The 15,132-nt window shown below is 43.4% G+C and carries 12 protein-coding genes; 10 read left to right on the forward strand and 2 right to left on the reverse strand.

Annotated elements, in window-relative coordinates; all coding sequences use genetic code 11:
* Positions 1-833 precede the first annotated feature (833 nt).
* Genes EXT48_RS04585 through EXT48_RS04595 form a run of 3 tightly spaced genes read left to right on the forward strand, consistent with a single transcriptional unit; the run spans position 834 to position 5,997 of the window.
* Positions 834-1,520 carry a hypothetical protein gene (locus tag EXT48_RS04585; protein WP_130163716.1) on the forward strand — a complete coding sequence of 229 codons (687 nt, stop codon included), beginning with the start codon at positions 834-836 and terminating at the stop codon, positions 1,518-1,520.
* Between the two features lie 2 nt (positions 1,521-1,522).
* The gene (locus tag EXT48_RS04590) at positions 1,523-2,920 is read left to right on the forward strand and encodes a DNA polymerase Y family protein (RefSeq protein WP_130163717.1); all 1,398 of its coding nucleotides are present in this window, start codon (positions 1,523-1,525) and stop codon (positions 2,918-2,920) included.
* A complete protein-coding gene (locus tag EXT48_RS04595) occupies positions 2,920-5,997 on the forward strand; it encodes an error-prone DNA polymerase (RefSeq protein WP_130163718.1) in 3,078 nt (1,025 codons plus the stop codon). The genes EXT48_RS04590 and EXT48_RS04595 overlap by 1 nt, the downstream gene beginning before the upstream one ends.
* Before the next feature lie 117 nt (positions 5,998-6,114).
* Here EXT48_RS04595 and EXT48_RS04600 read toward each other — a convergent pair whose 3' ends face one another.
* Complete coding sequence (locus tag EXT48_RS04600; protein ID WP_130163719.1) at positions 6,115-6,585, reverse strand: hypothetical protein; 471 nt, start codon at positions 6,583-6,585, stop codon at positions 6,115-6,117.
* A gap of 92 nt (positions 6,586-6,677) precedes the next feature.
* Between EXT48_RS04600 and EXT48_RS04605 the strand changes: the two genes are divergently transcribed.
* Complete coding sequence (locus EXT48_RS04605; protein ID WP_010370975.1) at positions 6,678-7,061, forward strand: response regulator; 384 nt, start codon at positions 6,678-6,680, stop codon at positions 7,059-7,061.
* A gap of 93 nt (positions 7,062-7,154) precedes the next feature.
* Here the strand turns inward: EXT48_RS04605 and rpsT are convergent, their stop codons facing one another.
* A complete protein-coding gene (gene rpsT, locus EXT48_RS04610) occupies positions 7,155-7,415 on the reverse strand; it encodes a 30S ribosomal protein S20 (RefSeq protein ID WP_010370978.1) in 261 nt (86 codons plus the stop codon).
* A 427-nt stretch (positions 7,416-7,842) separates the two neighbouring features.
* Between rpsT and murJ the strand changes: the two genes are divergently transcribed.
* The 6 genes from murJ to ispH all read left to right on the forward strand — a co-directional run bounded on the left by murJ (position 7,843) and on the right by ispH (position 15,128).
* A complete protein-coding gene (murJ, locus tag EXT48_RS04615; protein ID WP_130163720.1) occupies positions 7,843-9,405 on the forward strand; it encodes a murein biosynthesis integral membrane protein MurJ in 1,563 nt (520 codons plus the stop codon).
* A 67-nt stretch (positions 9,406-9,472) separates the two neighbouring features.
* Positions 9,473-10,399: a bifunctional riboflavin kinase/FAD synthetase gene (gene ribF / locus EXT48_RS04620; protein WP_010370985.1), complete on the forward strand. Its 927-nt coding sequence runs from the start codon at positions 9,473-9,475 to the stop codon at positions 10,397-10,399.
* Positions 10,400-10,420: 21 nt separating this feature from the next.
* On the forward strand, positions 10,421-13,249 hold the full coding sequence (gene ileS / locus EXT48_RS04625; RefSeq protein ID WP_130163721.1) for an isoleucine--tRNA ligase: 2,829 nt from the start codon (positions 10,421-10,423) through the stop codon (positions 13,247-13,249).
* Positions 13,250-13,258: 9 nt separating this feature from the next.
* Entirely contained in the window at positions 13,259-13,762 is a 504-nt protein-coding gene (lspA, locus tag EXT48_RS04630; RefSeq protein WP_130163722.1) for a signal peptidase II, read from the forward strand.
* Positions 13,759-14,199 (forward strand): FKBP-type peptidyl-prolyl cis-trans isomerase, encoded by a 441-nt coding sequence (fkpB, locus tag EXT48_RS04635; RefSeq protein ID WP_010370993.1) that lies wholly within the window; start codon positions 13,759-13,761, stop codon positions 14,197-14,199. The genes lspA and fkpB overlap by 4 nt, the downstream gene beginning before the upstream one ends.
* Positions 14,199-15,128 carry a 4-hydroxy-3-methylbut-2-enyl diphosphate reductase gene (gene ispH, locus EXT48_RS04640; protein ID WP_130163723.1) on the forward strand — a complete coding sequence of 310 codons (930 nt, stop codon included), beginning with the start codon at positions 14,199-14,201 and terminating at the stop codon, positions 15,126-15,128. Before fkpB ends, ispH begins: the two co-directional genes overlap by 1 nt.
* Positions 15,129-15,132: the final 4 nt, after the last annotated feature.

Genomic DNA, 15,132 nt, shown 5'->3' on the forward strand with positions numbered 1-15,132 from the left:
AAGTAACTCATTTTTCAACATAAGCTTATAATAATGTCGTTATAACTTTGCCAGTTGCAGCGAAGTGGTAGTTCAGTTGGTTAGCTGTTGCCTTAGAGAAAGCGGCATGTCACGCCGGGGGCTGCGGCGGTTCGACGCTTCGATTCGAGTCCCGTCCACTGGGCCAGTTTGCATTTTTCTTCTAAGCAGGCTTCCTTGACCCAAATCAAAAAGCTCATTTACGTTAGTCCTTCCCTTGTCATCACTATCAAGTCACTCATTTTTCAACATAAGCTTATAATAATGTCGTTATAACTTTGCCAGTTGCAGCGAAGTGGTAGTTCAGTTGGTTAGCTGTTGCCTTAGAGAAAGCGGCATGTCACGCCGGGGGCTGCGGCGGTTCGACGCTTCGATTCGAGTCCCGTCCACTGGGCCAGTTTGCATTTTTCTTCTAAGCAGGCTTCCTTGACCCAAATCAAAAAGCTCATTTACGTTAGTCCTTCCCTTGTCATCACTATCAAGTCACTTATTTTTCAACATAAGCTTATAATAATGTCGATATAATTTTGCTTGTTGTGGCAAAGTGGTAGTTCAGTTGGTTAGCTGTTGCTTAAGTGGATAGCATTCAGCTAGGTCAAAAGGCAATTATCTACGCGCCACACTCATTGTTTTACGTCTCAGTTCTTGTCGCCTTTTATACAAATACACTTTGTAGATCTCATTTCTTCTAAGCAAAACACGATTAACTTAAAGCGCAAACTATGGTTATTTTTAACTCGCCTCTTTTCTAGCGATCTACTTGCGATCTGCCTTCATTTAAATATACTGTATATAAAAACAGTATTTGGTGATGTATGGCGAATTATATAGATCTTCTTGAGCGTAAAAACCTGCTTTGGCGTGGACGTGGACAGACCGTGCAGCATGATGTCGTCAGTACTCGCTTTGCTGCACTTGACGATTTGCTGTGCGGTGGTTGGCCGCAACAAGGTGTGATTGGTGTGAAAACTGCAATGGGAATAGGAGAGTTAAGGTTGATATTGCCCCATTTTGTGGATGATAACCGTTTGAAGGTATTAATTAATCCTCTAGGGCAAATACATGCCGCGGCATTGCATTATTTATCGTTAGACCTGAGTGAATTTATGATATTGCAGCCACCAAGTGAAAAAGAAGCACTGTGGGCTGCGGAACAATGTGTAAAAAGTGGTGCGTGTAGTGCGCTTGTACTTTGGCACGAAGCGCTTTCTATTGCTGCTGTAAAGCGTTTGCAGTTAGGTGCACAGGCGGGAGGTTGTAGGTTATTTGCTTTGTACCAAGCGCAGTACGCCCAGACTTTACCATTTACACTTTCAGTGGTTTTACAAGCACAGCACAGCGGCTTGGATGTGATAGTAAAGAAGCACAAGGGGCACTTTGCACATCGCAGTCTTAAACTAGAGAATCCCCACTATTGGCCAGAGCTTGAAAAGCCGAACCTACCTCATGTTAGCGATAATATAGTTGCGTTTTCAGGCTATGAGCGGCGCTTAACGAGCTAGTTATGTGGTTATATCTCTATTTTCCTATGCTGCAATTAGAGGGAATGACAAAGCAAACGGTTTCCGGTGATTTTGTTACACCCGTTATTATTATTGATGGCCGCAAAAACCAGATAGTGCAGCTAAATGATGCAGCGCAGCAGCGAGGTATAAAAATAGGAATGGGCCTTGGGACTGCTTGTGCATTGTGTACACAGCTTCATGTTTTGCCCTACGACGACTTTCTAGAAAGACAACAGCTATTAGACATTGCCAATATGCTTTATCAAGTGAGTGCAGATATTGTAATCGATGAACCTAATGGTCTTGTGCTTAAAGTCGATTCTATGCTGTCGCTCTATCATGATTTGCCAAGTTACTGGCAAGTAATATCTGGACAATTAGCGCAACTTGGCAAGAGTTATTATTACGGCATGGGTGAGTCCACAATAATGGCTAAGCTCTTGGCGCGAGAGCACTGCAATGTGCTTGTGTTAACGCCTTGCCAAAAGCGTCATTACTTGGGGAAAATAGGACTAACACGTACAAGTCTAGACAGTCGGGTGGTTGAACTGCTTGCTCGCACCGGAGTTAAAAACGTGGCGCAGTTAGAGCAGTTTGCACTCAGTGAGCTGGCTAAACGTTTTGATACTGCGCTCGTACATTATGTAGGCTGCTTGTTTGGAAAACTAAAAGAAACCCTTAACTATTTCCAACCTGCGGAAGCCTTTGAACTTAACGCGCCTTTACTTTACGAAGTCGAAGAGATGGCTTGGTTAGAAAAGCCAATTGAGCATTTGCTATCGCGTTTAGCATTATTCCTACAGCAACGTAACTTAGTAACTCGAACGCTTTATTTTACCTTAGCACTTCGAGATAAAGAGGCTTTAGAGATCACATTAAACAGCGCGGAGCCTGAATATAAGGTAGAAAATTGGCAGCGCCTGTTAAACCTCAAGCTAGAATCCATAACCTTAGATGCACCCGTACAAAGTGTTTCACTCAAAGCTGATGCACTAGAAACGCAGCATGCCACAATAAAAGATCTCTTCTCAACGCAGCAAAGTGCGATGTCTGCGCAAGGACTGCGGGCTATTCTATGTGCTAAGCTCGGTGAGCAGGCTGTGCAATATCTACAACTTACAGGCGATCCTCGTCCTGAAAAGGCCAGCACTTATAGCCACGAGCCACATTTCACGACACTCAAGAGTAAATTAAGACCTACCATTCTATTTCCGAAGCCACAGCCTTTATGTGAAAAAGTCAATATTATTTCTGGTCCAGAGCGTATCGCTTCAGGGTGGTGGGACGGTGAGCCGGTCCAGCGAGACTATTTTATTGTACAAAATGAACAAGCGCAGCGGTTATGGGTATTTCGAGAGCAAAATAACCATTGGTATATTCATGGAGTATTTAGCTGATGTCTTATGCCGAGCTTTTTTGCCAGAGCAATTTTTCATTTTTGACTGGCGCATCGCGACCAGAAGAGTTGGTCAAACAAGCAGATTTTTTAGGTTATAGCGCAATAGCCATTACTGACGAATGCTCTTTGGCTGGCATTGTCCGTGCTCATGCTTATATTCGTGATCATAAGCTCAAGATAAAACTCATAGTTGGGAGTTTGCTGAAGTACAACAATATTGAATTGGTTGCTCTTTGCCCTTGCCAGCTCGCTTATACAGAGTTATGTCGAGTGATTAGTAATGCTCGCCAGCGAACGGAGAAGGGACAATATCAGCTTAGTGAGTGGGATATTATGTCGCTTAAGCATGTTTTATTGTTGTGGTTGCCAAAGGGGAACAGTCAAGATGTTCAATCATTGCAATGGCTGTGTAAATACCACCAAAATAGAATATGGATTGGCTACCGACGTAACTTGAGTGCAGAAGATGTACATTACTTTACCCATTGTGTAAAGCTGTCAAAAGCGTACCAAATACCTATTTGCGCTGTTGGTGGGGTGCTTATGCACTGTTCGTCTAGACTTGCGCTACAGCACACACTGACCGCCATTCGACAGAATCATGTGATAAGCGAGATCCCTGAGAAAATGATTTGCAATAGCGAGTCGGCACTTAGATCTATCTCTAAGCTTAATAAGTTGTTTTCACCTACCTTTCTTGAAGAAAGTACCAATATCGCGAAGCGGTGCGTATTTAATTTAGACTCATTGCATTATCAATATCCTCAGGAGCTAGTGCCTAGGGGCTTTACTCCAATGGCTTATTTACGTGCGTTGGTCGAAAAGGGTAAACAAGTTCGCTTTTCTGATGGCGTGCCGCCAGATATAGAAGCCATTATTGATAAAGAGCTAGCGCTTATTGAAGCGCTTGATTATCCGTTTTTCTTTATCACTATTCATGACATTGTGATGTATGCAAAACAGCATCAAATCTTATACCAAGGGCGAGGCTCAGCCGCTAATTCCGTGGTCTGCTACTGCTTAGAGATAACCGCGGTTGACCCTCGACAAGTGGGCGTATTGTTCGAGCGTTTTATTAGTAAAGAGCGTAATGAGCCACCCGATATAGATGTAGATTTTGAACACCAACGTCGTGAAGAGGTGATCCAATATATCTACAAAAAATATGGCCGTAAACGCGCAGCATTAGCAGCAACGGTGATCACGTATCGTTTAAAAAGTGCCATGCGTGATGTTGGCAAAGCCTTGGGCATTGAAATGGCGCAAATAGAGTACTTTATTAAGCATCTCAACCGCCGTGATAAAGGACTTAACTGGCAGGCCCAATTAGTGGAGCTAGGGTTAGAGCCAAACTCATTAAAAGGTCAGCACTTTATTCAGTTGGTTAATGACATTATGGGGTTTCCAAGGCATTTATCGCAGCATGTTGGTGGTTTTGTTATCTCAGAAAGTCCATTACATGAATTAGTGCCCGTAGAAAATGCAGCTATGCCAGAGCGCACCATTATTCAATGGGATAAAGATGACCTTGAAACCCTTAAGTTACTCAAAGTCGATATCTTGGCCTTGGGTATGCTAAGCGCTATCCGTAAGTGCTTTGGTTATATTGCAGCGCATACGAAGCGAAACCTGGATCTTGCCCAGTTGACTCGTATGCAAGACGACCCTTTGGTCTATAAGATGTTGCAAAAAGGGGATAGTGTTGGCGTGTTTCAAGTAGAGTCTCGCGCACAAATGAGTATGTTGCCAAGGCTGAAACCCGCGAATTACTACGACTTAGTGATCCAAATAGCAATTGTACGTCCCGGCCCTATTCAAGGGGATATGGTGCATCCATTTTTAAAGCGACGGGATGGTGAAGAGCAAGTGACTTATCCATCCGAAGCGGTTAAATCGGTATTAGTGAGGACCATGGGGGTTCCCATTTTCCAAGAACAAGTGATAAAACTGGCGATGGTTGCAGCTGGGTTCACTGGGGGAGAAGCGGATAGCCTACGCCGAGCCATGGCATCATGGAAGAAAACCGGAGAGCTGATGCAGTTTAAAGAAAAGCTCATTCGAGGCATGCTAGAGCGGGGCTATGAAGCACAGTTTGCTGAGCGGATTTTTGAGCAGATCTGCGGTTTTGGTGAATATGGCTTTCCTGAAAGCCACTCAGCTTCTTTTGCTGTGCTGGCTTATGCCTCTGCGTGGTTGAAATACTACTACCCCGCAATGTTTTATACCGCTCTACTTAATAGTTTACCAATGGGGTTTTATTCGGCTTCACAGCTGTTGCAAGATGCATCAAGGCATAAGGTTAGCATTTTACCTATCTGTGTTAACCAGTCCGATTACGAACATCAAGTCGTACAAGAGCCAAGACAAACAACGTTTGCGATCCGTTTAGGACTTCGGCTTATAAAAGGGTTAAGTGAAGAAGAAGCACTGCAATTATTACAATGCAGACCTCAAGAGGGGTTTGGTAAAATCGTGCAGTTACAACAAGCTGGTATTACCAACAGTACTATTGAAAAGTTGATTTCCGCAGATGCTTTACATCACTTTGTGGATAGCCGTTATGCTGCTAGGTGGTCGCTTGCAGATCACAGTAAAACCTTGCCACTATTCAGTGATATTGAAGAGAAAGAGTCGCAATATAGTCACTTTAGCGCCACAGAGTTCGAAAACTTACAGGAAGATTATAATAGCACTAAGGTCTCTTTACGCACTCACCTAATCAAGCAACTTGAGCAAGCAAAGCTTATAGACCGAACGGTTAAGGCTAATGAACTGCTTTATCGACCGCATAAATCGTTAGTAACAGTGATAGGGCTGGTAACAGGAAAGCAAGCCCCAGGTACCGCAAAAGGCGTGACCTTTTTTACTTTGGAAGACGAAACAGGCAACATCAATGTAATTGTGTGGTCTGGTACTGCTCGAGCACAAAAGCAAGCCTATATGGGTGCTCAGCTATTAGAAATAAAAGGCATAGTAGAGAAGGAAGGGGAAGTGGTACATGTTATTGCTGGTAGGTTAATCGATAGAAGTGAGTTACTAGCAGCGATGACAATTAAGGCTCGCGCTTTTCATTAGTTGCTTTTTAGTGATTTTTTGTGGCTTAAAGCTGAGGAATGTTGTCTTCGTAAATGCGCTCTATATTTCTATAAAGTTAAAGCCCCAATAAAGAGGCATTTTTGTCATGTCTCCACTTTAGCCTTGGAGCAGTTTCATCATGGCTGCTATAAAGCCTTCTTGCTTGATTATTTGATATTTTTGGCAGGTGTCTGGGTTTTTCAAATCGTGGCATAGGTATAGTGTATTGCGCTCAAGCGCTGGCTTTGGATGTAAATTTGAGTCAAATAGCACAGGATCAATACCAGGAAGACCCGGCCAATATATACTACTAGCCACAAGTCCTAATTTCTCATAAGTAATCAGTTGTGGTTTTGGCAAGACAACAAATAGTATTCCAATGACTGCAAGTGCTATCCACTTACCTTTTCCCTTAGGTCTATCATTATCTGTAGCAGTTTGTGCTTGCTGTGCTTGTGCGGTTTGCTGAGCCTTCATCGCTGCAATTTGTTGTGGCGATGGTCGACGGTTTTTTGTTGTACTAGTGCGTTTCTTTTGGTTGGACTGTACTTGACCTAAAAGCGATTGTTTTTTTGATGGTTTTGCCATGCTTTAAGTAGCCTTTTAGTTGCAGGTCTCTATAATGCTTCTATGCTAAGTATAATAGCTTATTTTTACACTACAGCCTACGGGAAAGGACTATGGATCAAAATATCTCTATTTTAATCGTCGATGATGTAGGGACAGTTCGCAGCTTTTTACATCAAACCTTAATGCACTTAGGCATTGATCATGTAAGAGAAGCCTCCACTGCAACGCAGTGTGTAAAGTCATGTGAAGAGCAACATTTTGATATTGTCTTTTTAGATATTGAGCTGCCCGATGGTGATGGTAAAGAGTTAATTGCAACCCTAAATGAAATAAACCCGAATATTAATGTCGTTATGGTGTCGGCACACTCAACGGTAGACAATGTTAAAGATGCTATTGAGCGCGGTGCTAAAGGTTTTGTTGTTAAGCCATTTTCGCCAAAGAAAATCGCGGCTATGCTGAAGAAGTTTTACCCAGATTTAGAATTGGTTTAAAACTGCACTGATTTTATCTTTTGATACCAAAGTATATAAATTACAGGCATAAAAAAACCGACATAATGTCGGTTTTTTCAATCCAGCAACAAATTAAAGTGCTTTGATCTTAGCAACTAAACGGCTCTTATGACGAGCAGCTTTGTTTTTGTGGATTAGACCTTTAGTTGCGTAACGGTCTAGGATAGGTGCAGCAACAGCGAATGCTTGAGTTGCAGCTTCTTTATCACCAGCTTCAATTGCAGCGATTACTTTTTTGAAGTATGTACGCATCATTGAACGACGGCTTGCGTTGTGCTTACGACGCTTTTCGCTAGTGATAGCGCGTTTTTTTGCAGACTTGATGTTAGCCAAGGTTTGCTCCTAACAATCTTAAAATAAGCTTAATTTAAAGGCCGAGGAATATGCCTGTTTTAATCGCAAAAGTCAATATAAATTAACAAGCGCGGCCTAATGTTCAACACCCAAGACTCGACTTGGGCTATTCTCAATTCTTAACCTGTACAAATCAAAACGTTGCTATGCGACATTTTTACTTCTATAGCAGGCAAGTAAACCCGTAATATCCCAAGTTGCACTAATAATTTGCAAAGCGTAGCTTCACAAAGTGCCTTGAAAATCTCAGGTCTGAACCAAAGTAAACAGTCAAATTTCACAAGGTGAAACAGGCCTACCAAGGTTAATGGCGCGTATTGTATCAAAGCTGACAGGGCACGCCTAGTGCTAAATGCACAACGACTGTGGCATAATCTGCCGCGATTCACTGAATTTAGGAGTTAAGGTGGCAAAAGGGTTATTTAAATCGGGTATGATTGTCAGTGCCATGACTATGATTTCGCGGGTTCTGGGCCTCGTTCGAGATGCCGTCGTGGCAAACCTATTGGGCGCAGGATTGGCCGCCGATGTCTTTTTATTCGCCAACCGGATCCCTAATTTTTTGCGTAGGTTATTTGCAGAAGGCGCGTTTGCTCAGGCGTTTGTTCCTGTACTTTCAGAAATTAAAGAAAAGCATGGAGACGATAGAGTAAGGTTATTCGTTGCACAAGCCGCTGGGACACTCGGGACTGTATTGCTTATTGTTACTATTTTAGGGGTGATAGGCTCTCCTGTGATCGCCGCATTATTTGGCACAAGCTGGTTTCTAGACTGGTGGCAAGGTGGTGCAGATGCCGAAAAATTTGTGCTTGCAAGCGCACTATTAAAGCTCACCTTTCCTTACTTATTTTTTGTTTCATTAGTTGCACTTAGTGGGGCGGTACTGAATGTTTATAATCGCTTTGCCGCAGCGGCCTTTACGCCAGTTTTACTCAACGTGTCGATTATTGGCTGCGCTATTTTTCTCCATGATAAATTTGCACAAGGTGCGTACGCTCTAGCACTCGGTGTATTTATTGGTGGTATTGTTCAACTATTATTCCAGATCCCATTCTTGTTGCGCTTAAAAGTCTTGAGTCGCCCTCAATTTGCATGGCGGAGCCCTGAAATAACCAAAGTAAGAACTCTGATGATCCCTGCATTATTTGGTGTTTCTGTTAGCCAAATTAACTTACTACTGGATACCGTCATTGCCTCTTTTCTCGTGACGGGATCGATTGCTTGGCTTTATTATTCAGACAGATTAATTGAATTTCCACTCGGCCTATTTGGTATCGGTATTGCGACCGTGATACTGCCTGCGCTTTCTAAATTACACGCAGGAGAAAAAAGTGAAGACTTTCAGAAAACACTAGATTGGGGTGTCCGTTTTGTCATCTTCTTGGGATTACCTGCGATGCTAGGGTTGATGGTGACAAGCCCACTTATTATTTCAGTATTATTTGGCCATGGTGAGTTTGTTTCTCAAAATGCAGACAATATAAACAAGGTAAGCTTAGGGGTAGCCGCATATTCCGTTGGCTTATTAAGCTTTATGTTGATTAAAGTACTGGCACCGGGCTTTTACGCTAGACAAGATACTAAAACGCCTGTTCGAATTGGTATTATTACTATGGCACTCAATATGGTTTTCAATCTTATCTTAGCGCCTTTTATTGGTTATTTAGGCCTTGCATTGGCAACTTCATTATCAGCGTCTTGTAATGCGTTTTTACTTTATCGTCAGCTGTCACATCAAGGTGTGTATCAGCTAAGCGCATTTTCTCTTGGTTTTACTGCCAAATGCTTTGTTGCAGCGGTCGTGATGGCTGTATGTGTATACTTTCTCGGTGCACGTTTTGAATGGCTAGAGTGGGGACTGATGGAGCAGGTGCTATTACTTTGCGGATTATTAGTAACTGCGATGGTGAGCTATTTTAGTTTACTATTTATACTAGGGGTAAGATTGAGCACAATCCGAGATGCTTGATTCGCATTTTTAAGCAACTTGGGTATAATCGGGCTCTTTGATATTTGCTGCACAAAGGCACGGCACTATGCAACTAATCCGAGGGATCCATAATATTCGACCACATCATTTTGGTTGTGTGTTGACGATTGGAAACTTTGACGGGGTTCATCTTGGACATGTAGAGGTTTTGAAGGGGCTGATTAGCGACGCAAAACACTATCAACTTCCAAGCACAGTGATGTTATTTGAGCCGCAGCCCTTGGAGTTTTTTGCCAAAGATAAAGCACCGGCTAGGCTGACGCGATTACGTGATAAACTAGTCCTGTTGCAAGAGCTTGGTATAGAGCGAGTCATTTGCGTCAACTTTAATCGCAAATTTGCCTCGCAAGATGCAGAGCAATTTATCAAAGAAGTCCTAGTGACAAAGCTTGGAACCAAGGCGCTCACGGTCGGCGATGACTTTCGTTTTGGCCGTGAACGTGCTGGTGATTTTGCAATGCTAAAACGAGTGGGCGAACCGCTAGGTATGCAAGTAAAAGACACGGCAAGTTTTCGCAAGCAAGATTGTCGTGTAAGTAGCACGTTGATCCGCACGGCACTTGCGGCTGGTGATTTGCGTCAAGCACATGATATGTTGGGCCATACCTATGCCATTTCAGGCCGTGTTATTCACGGTTGGAAGAAAGGCAGAGAGCTTGGTTTCCATACTGCAAATATTGCGTTAAAGCGCCAAGTGAGCCCTGTACGCGGTGTGTATGCGGTCAAAGCGACTGTGAATCACAAAACACATTATGGCGTAGCGAATGTTGGCACTAAGCCAACCCTAAACGGAACGAAAGCCCTTTTAGAGGTGCATCTGTTTAATTTTAATGAGACCATCTACGGTCAGTTTATGAAAGTGGAGCTAATTGAAAAGCTTCGCGATGAGCAAAAATTCGAAACATTGTCGCAGTTAACAGAACAAATCAGTCGTGATGTTAGCAATGCAAAACAGTGTTTTTCTTTAACGTAGCCGATACGGAAAGTAGGATAAATGAGCGACTACAAACATACTTTAAATCTACCGGAAACTGAGTTTCCGATGCGTGGTAATTTGGCGCAACGCGAACCAAAGATGCTGAAAAAATGGTATGAAGAAGACCTATACGGTCAAATTCGCATTGCGAAAAAAGGTAAAAAGCCATTTATTTTGCATGACGGTCCTCCGTATGCAAATGGTGATATTCACCTTGGTCACTCAGTAAACAAAATCCTAAAAGATATTATTATTAAGTCAAAAACACTTTCTGATTTTGATGCGCCTTATGTACCTGGTTGGGACTGTCATGGTCTTCCAATTGAGCTACAAGTGGAAAAGAAAGTAGGCAAACCAGGTAAGAAAGTATCGGCTGCTGAATTCCGTGAAAAGTGCCGCGACTATGCTAAAAAGCAAGTTGATGGTCAAAAAACAGATTTCAAACGCCTTGGTGTGTTAGGTGACTGGGATAAGCCATACTTAACCATGAACTTTGATTTTGAAGCCAATGCTATTCGTGTGCTTGGTCGTATTATCAAAAATGGTCACCTGCACAAAGGTGCAAAGCCAGTTCACTGGTGTACGGATTGTGGTTCAGCACTTGCAGAAGCAGAAGTTGAATACCAAGACAAACAATCGCCAGCAATCGACGTAAAGTTTGTGTTTGCTGATCAAGCGGCAATCATTGATGCGTTTGGCTTGGCCGAAGGCCATGAAGGCAAAGGCGAAGTAAGTACCGCAATTTGGACTACAACGCCTTGGACATTGCCTGCAAACCGCGCCGTGGCAGTACACGGTGCGCTAGAGTATGCACTGGTACAAATTGAAGATGAAGGTCAAGAGCAGCGTATTGTGCTTGGTTCTGAATTAGTCAAAGACGCGGTTGATCGTTTTGGATTCAAGCACTTCCACGTACTAGGTTACGCGAAAGGCGCTGCGCTTGAGAATCTGCGCGTTGCACACCCATTCTTAGATTTCGATGTGCCTGTTATTTTAGGTGAGCACGTAACAACAGACTCAGGTACTGGTATCGTTCACACAGCACCTGGTCATGGTCAAGAAGACTTTGCAGCGGGTCAGGCTTACGGTCTAGAAGTTGCAAACCCGGTTGGTGCAAATGGTGTTTATCTACCAGATACGCCGATTTTTGCAGGTCAGCACGTATTTAAAGCAAATGACAGCATCATTGAGTTATTAACTGAGAAAGGTGTGTTGTTCCGCCATAAGGCATTAACGCATAGTTATCCGCATTGCTGGCGTCACAAAACTCCTATTATTTTCCGTGCGACGCCACAATGGTTCGTCAGCATGGATCAGGCTAACCTACGTGCTGATTCACTGAATGAAATCAAAAAGACAGAATGGTTACCAGAGTGGGGTGAAAGCCGCATCGCAAACATGGTTGAAGGTCGCCCTGATTGGTGTATTTCACGTCAGCGTACTTGGGGTGTACCAATCGCGTTATTTGTAGATAAAGACACCGGCAGCCTACATCCTGAAACGGAAGCCCTTATTGAAGCCGTTGCTAAACTAGTGGAAGAAAAGGGTATTCAGGCGTGGTACGACTTAGAGCTTAGCGCGCTATTAAGTGAAGCAGATGCCCAACAGTACGTAAAAGTACAAGATACACTAGACGTATGGTTTGACTCAGGTGTAACACATGCGTGTGTTGTTGATGCGCGTGAAGAATTAACAGGTCCTGCAGATCTTTACCTTGAAGGCTCGGATCAGCACCGTGGTTGGTTTATGTCATCAATGATGACTTCAGTTGCTATCAACGGTCATGCACCTTATAAGCAAGTGTTAACGCACGGCTTCACGGTCGATGAAAAAGGCCATAAGATGTCTAAGTCATTAGGCAATGTGATCTCGCCGCAAGACATCATGAACAAGCTAGGTGCAGACATTTTACGCCTATGGGTAGCTTCTACTGATTATACGGCTGAAATGACCGTGTCTGATGAAATCTTTAAGCGCTCAGCTGACCGTTATCGTCGTATTCGTAACACAAGTCGTTACCTACTTGCGAACCTAAGCGGCTTTGATCCAAAAACGGATTTAGTAGCAATTGAAGATATGGTTGAGCTAGATCGCTGGATTGTTGCGCGTGCTGCGCAGCTACAAACTGAGATCAAAACAGCGTACGACAAGTACCAAATGCTTCAAGTAACACAAAAGCTTATGAATTTCTGTACTGGTGAATTGGGCTCGTTCTATTTAGACGTGATCAAAGACCGTCAGTACACCGCGAAAAGTGATAGCCATGCCCGTCGTTCTTGTCAATCAGCGCTTTATCATATCGCGGAAGCGATGACACGTTGGATGGCACCTATCATGAGCTTTACCGCACAAGAAATCTGGGAAGTATTACCAGGTGAGCGTGGCCAGTTTGTATTCACGGATACTTGGTATGATGCAATTGAAGGGGCGACAGAAGGCTCGTTGAATAACGAGTACTGGCAGAACTTACTCGCGGTACGTGATGAAGTAAACCGTGTGCTTGAGAATGCACGTAAAGAAGAAGTGATCGGTGCAACGCTACAGGCTGAAGTAACGCTATATACAGGCGGTGACTTAGCTGAGCAGCTCAATGCCATTGGTGACGAATTACGCTTCGTATTACTGACTTCAAAAGCAACGGTAGAAGTAGTTAACAGCAAACCAGAAAATGCAATTTCATCAGAAATTGATGGTTTATACATTAGTGTTGCGGCAACATCGGCTAAAAAGTGTGATCGTTGTTGGCACTATACCGACGACGTAGGTACGGATGAGCAACATGCAGACATCTGTGGCCGTTGTATTAGTAACGTTGAAGGTGACGGCGAGCAACGTCAATTCGCCTAGGAGTAAAACGTGACACAAACTACACAGAAAAGTGGTCTGGTGTGGTTGTGGCTTAGTCTACTGCTTTTTGCAGTAGACTATTTCACTAAAGCACTGGTTATGGCTAAAATGGAACTCTATGAGTCCATTGATATTTTGCCTATTTTCAATCTCACCTATATGCATAACTATGGTGCGGCTTTTAGCTTCCTAAGTGAAGCTGGTGGCTGGCAGCGTTACTTTTTAAGTGGCATTGCCGTGGCGATTAGCACTTTACTGATTTTTTGGCTACGTAAATTGCCCGCATCAAATTGGAAGTTGGGATTGGCCTACGCGCTGGTATTAGGTGGTGCTGTAGGAAATTTATACGACCGCATTATTCATGGTTATGTGATTGACTTCCTTCATTTCTATTATCAAGACTGGCATTATCCAGCGTTTAATGTGGCAGATATGGCGATTGTCGGCGGTGCTGCACTATTAATTTTCGATGCCTTTACCAGTGGAGATAAACCACAGGAGAAAAATGCGTGAGTGAGCAACTAATTGGAGCAAAGTCTGAAGTCTTGTTCCATTTTTCAATCAAGTTATCAGACGGTTCAGCAGCAGATTCTACCAAAGTTCATAATAAACCCGCTAAGTTGTTTATGGGTGATGGCAGCCTGACGGAAAATTTTGAAAAGTGTTTGCTTGGATTAAAAGCGGGCGATGAGAAATCTTTTGAGCTAGAGCCAGAAGACGCGTTTGGACAACCAAATCCTGATAACATCTATTATGTTGATAGAAGCAAATTTGGCGCAGAAACCCCCGCTCAAGTAGGTAGCATCATTGCATTTACGCAACCTGATGGTACTGACTTACCTGGATTGATCCGAGAAGTAGCCGGCGACTCGGTAACTGTCGATTTCAATCACCCGCTTGCAGGCCAAAAAGTAACGTTTGAAGTTGAAATTCTTGAGGTAAATAACTAATGGATATCTTGCTGGCAAACCCGAGAGGATTCTGTGCAGGTGTAGATAGAGCGATCAGCATTGTTGAGCGTGCACTCGATATTTTCGAAGCGCCTATTTACGTTCGCCATGAAGTTGTTCATAACAAATATGTTGTTGATGGTCTGAAGTCTCGTGGTGCGGTATTCGTTGAAGAGCTAAATGAAGTGCCAGACGACAGTATTGTTATTTTCAGCGCGCATGGTGTTTCTCAGCAAGTACGTAATGAAGCGAAGCGCCGAGAGTTAAAAGTCTTTGATGCTACCTGCCCGTTGGTAACAAAAGTACATATGGAAGTGACGCGTGCTAGTCGCAGAGGTACTGAGTGTATTTTGATTGGGCATCACGGCCACCCTGAAGTTGAGGGTACTATGGGTCAGTATGACAATCCGAATGGTGGTATTTATCTTGTTGAAAAACCAGAGGATGTAGCAGCACTCAAAGTGAAAGATGCTGACAATGTGTTCTATTGCAGTCAAACGACGTTATCGGTAGATGACACTGCGGATGTAATTGACGCACTGCGTAGCAAGTTTCCGAACATCAGTGGTCCTCGAAAAGATGATATCTGTTATGCCACGCAAAACCGCCAAGATGCGGTTCGCGACTTAGCGGACAAAGTTGAGTTATTGCTTGTGGTGGGTGCGAAAAATAGTTCTAACTCTAACCGCTTAAGAGAACTTGCGGATAAAATGGGCACCAAGGCGTTTCTTATCGATGATGCCTCTTCCATCGAAGAAATTTGGTTCGATGGGGTTGCAAAAGTAGGTGTAACTGCCGGCGCATCTGCACCTGAAGTGCTGGTTCAACAGGTTATCTCTCGACTTAAAGAACTTGGTGGGGAAACGGTAGTTGAGAACCCTGGGCAAGAAGAAAATGTCGTGTTTGCCGTACCTGTAGAACTCAGATAAGAGA

The sequence above is a fragment of the Pseudoalteromonas sp. CO348 genome (assembly GCF_004208845.1).
In the GTDB taxonomy this organism is placed as follows: domain Bacteria; phylum Pseudomonadota; class Gammaproteobacteria; order Enterobacterales; family Alteromonadaceae; genus Pseudoalteromonas; species Pseudoalteromonas maricaloris.

Bases quoted from the DNA above. Each gene is read 5' to 3' on its own strand.
- EXT48_RS04595 (WP_130163718.1), top strand. From the start codon at position 2,920: ATGTCTTATGCCGAGCTTTTTTGCCAGAGCAATTTTTCATTTTTGACT.
- EXT48_RS04590 (WP_130163717.1), top strand. From the start codon at position 1,523: ATGTGGTTATATCTCTATTTTCCTATGCTGCAATTAGAGGGAATGACA.
- ileS (WP_130163721.1), top strand. From the start codon at position 10,421: ATGAGCGACTACAAACATACTTTAAATCTACCGGAAACTGAGTTTCCG.
- ispH (WP_130163723.1), top strand. From the start codon at position 14,199: ATGGATATCTTGCTGGCAAACCCGAGAGGATTCTGTGCAGGTGTAGAT.
- EXT48_RS04585 (WP_130163716.1), top strand. From the start codon at position 834: ATGGCGAATTATATAGATCTTCTTGAGCGTAAAAACCTGCTTTGGCGT.
- ribF (WP_010370985.1), top strand. From the start codon at position 9,473: ATGCAACTAATCCGAGGGATCCATAATATTCGACCACATCATTTTGGT.
- EXT48_RS04600 (WP_130163719.1), bottom strand. From the start codon at position 6,585: ATGGCAAAACCATCAAAAAAACAATCGCTTTTAGGTCAAGTACAGTCC.
- EXT48_RS04605 (WP_010370975.1), top strand. From the start codon at position 6,678: ATGGATCAAAATATCTCTATTTTAATCGTCGATGATGTAGGGACAGTT.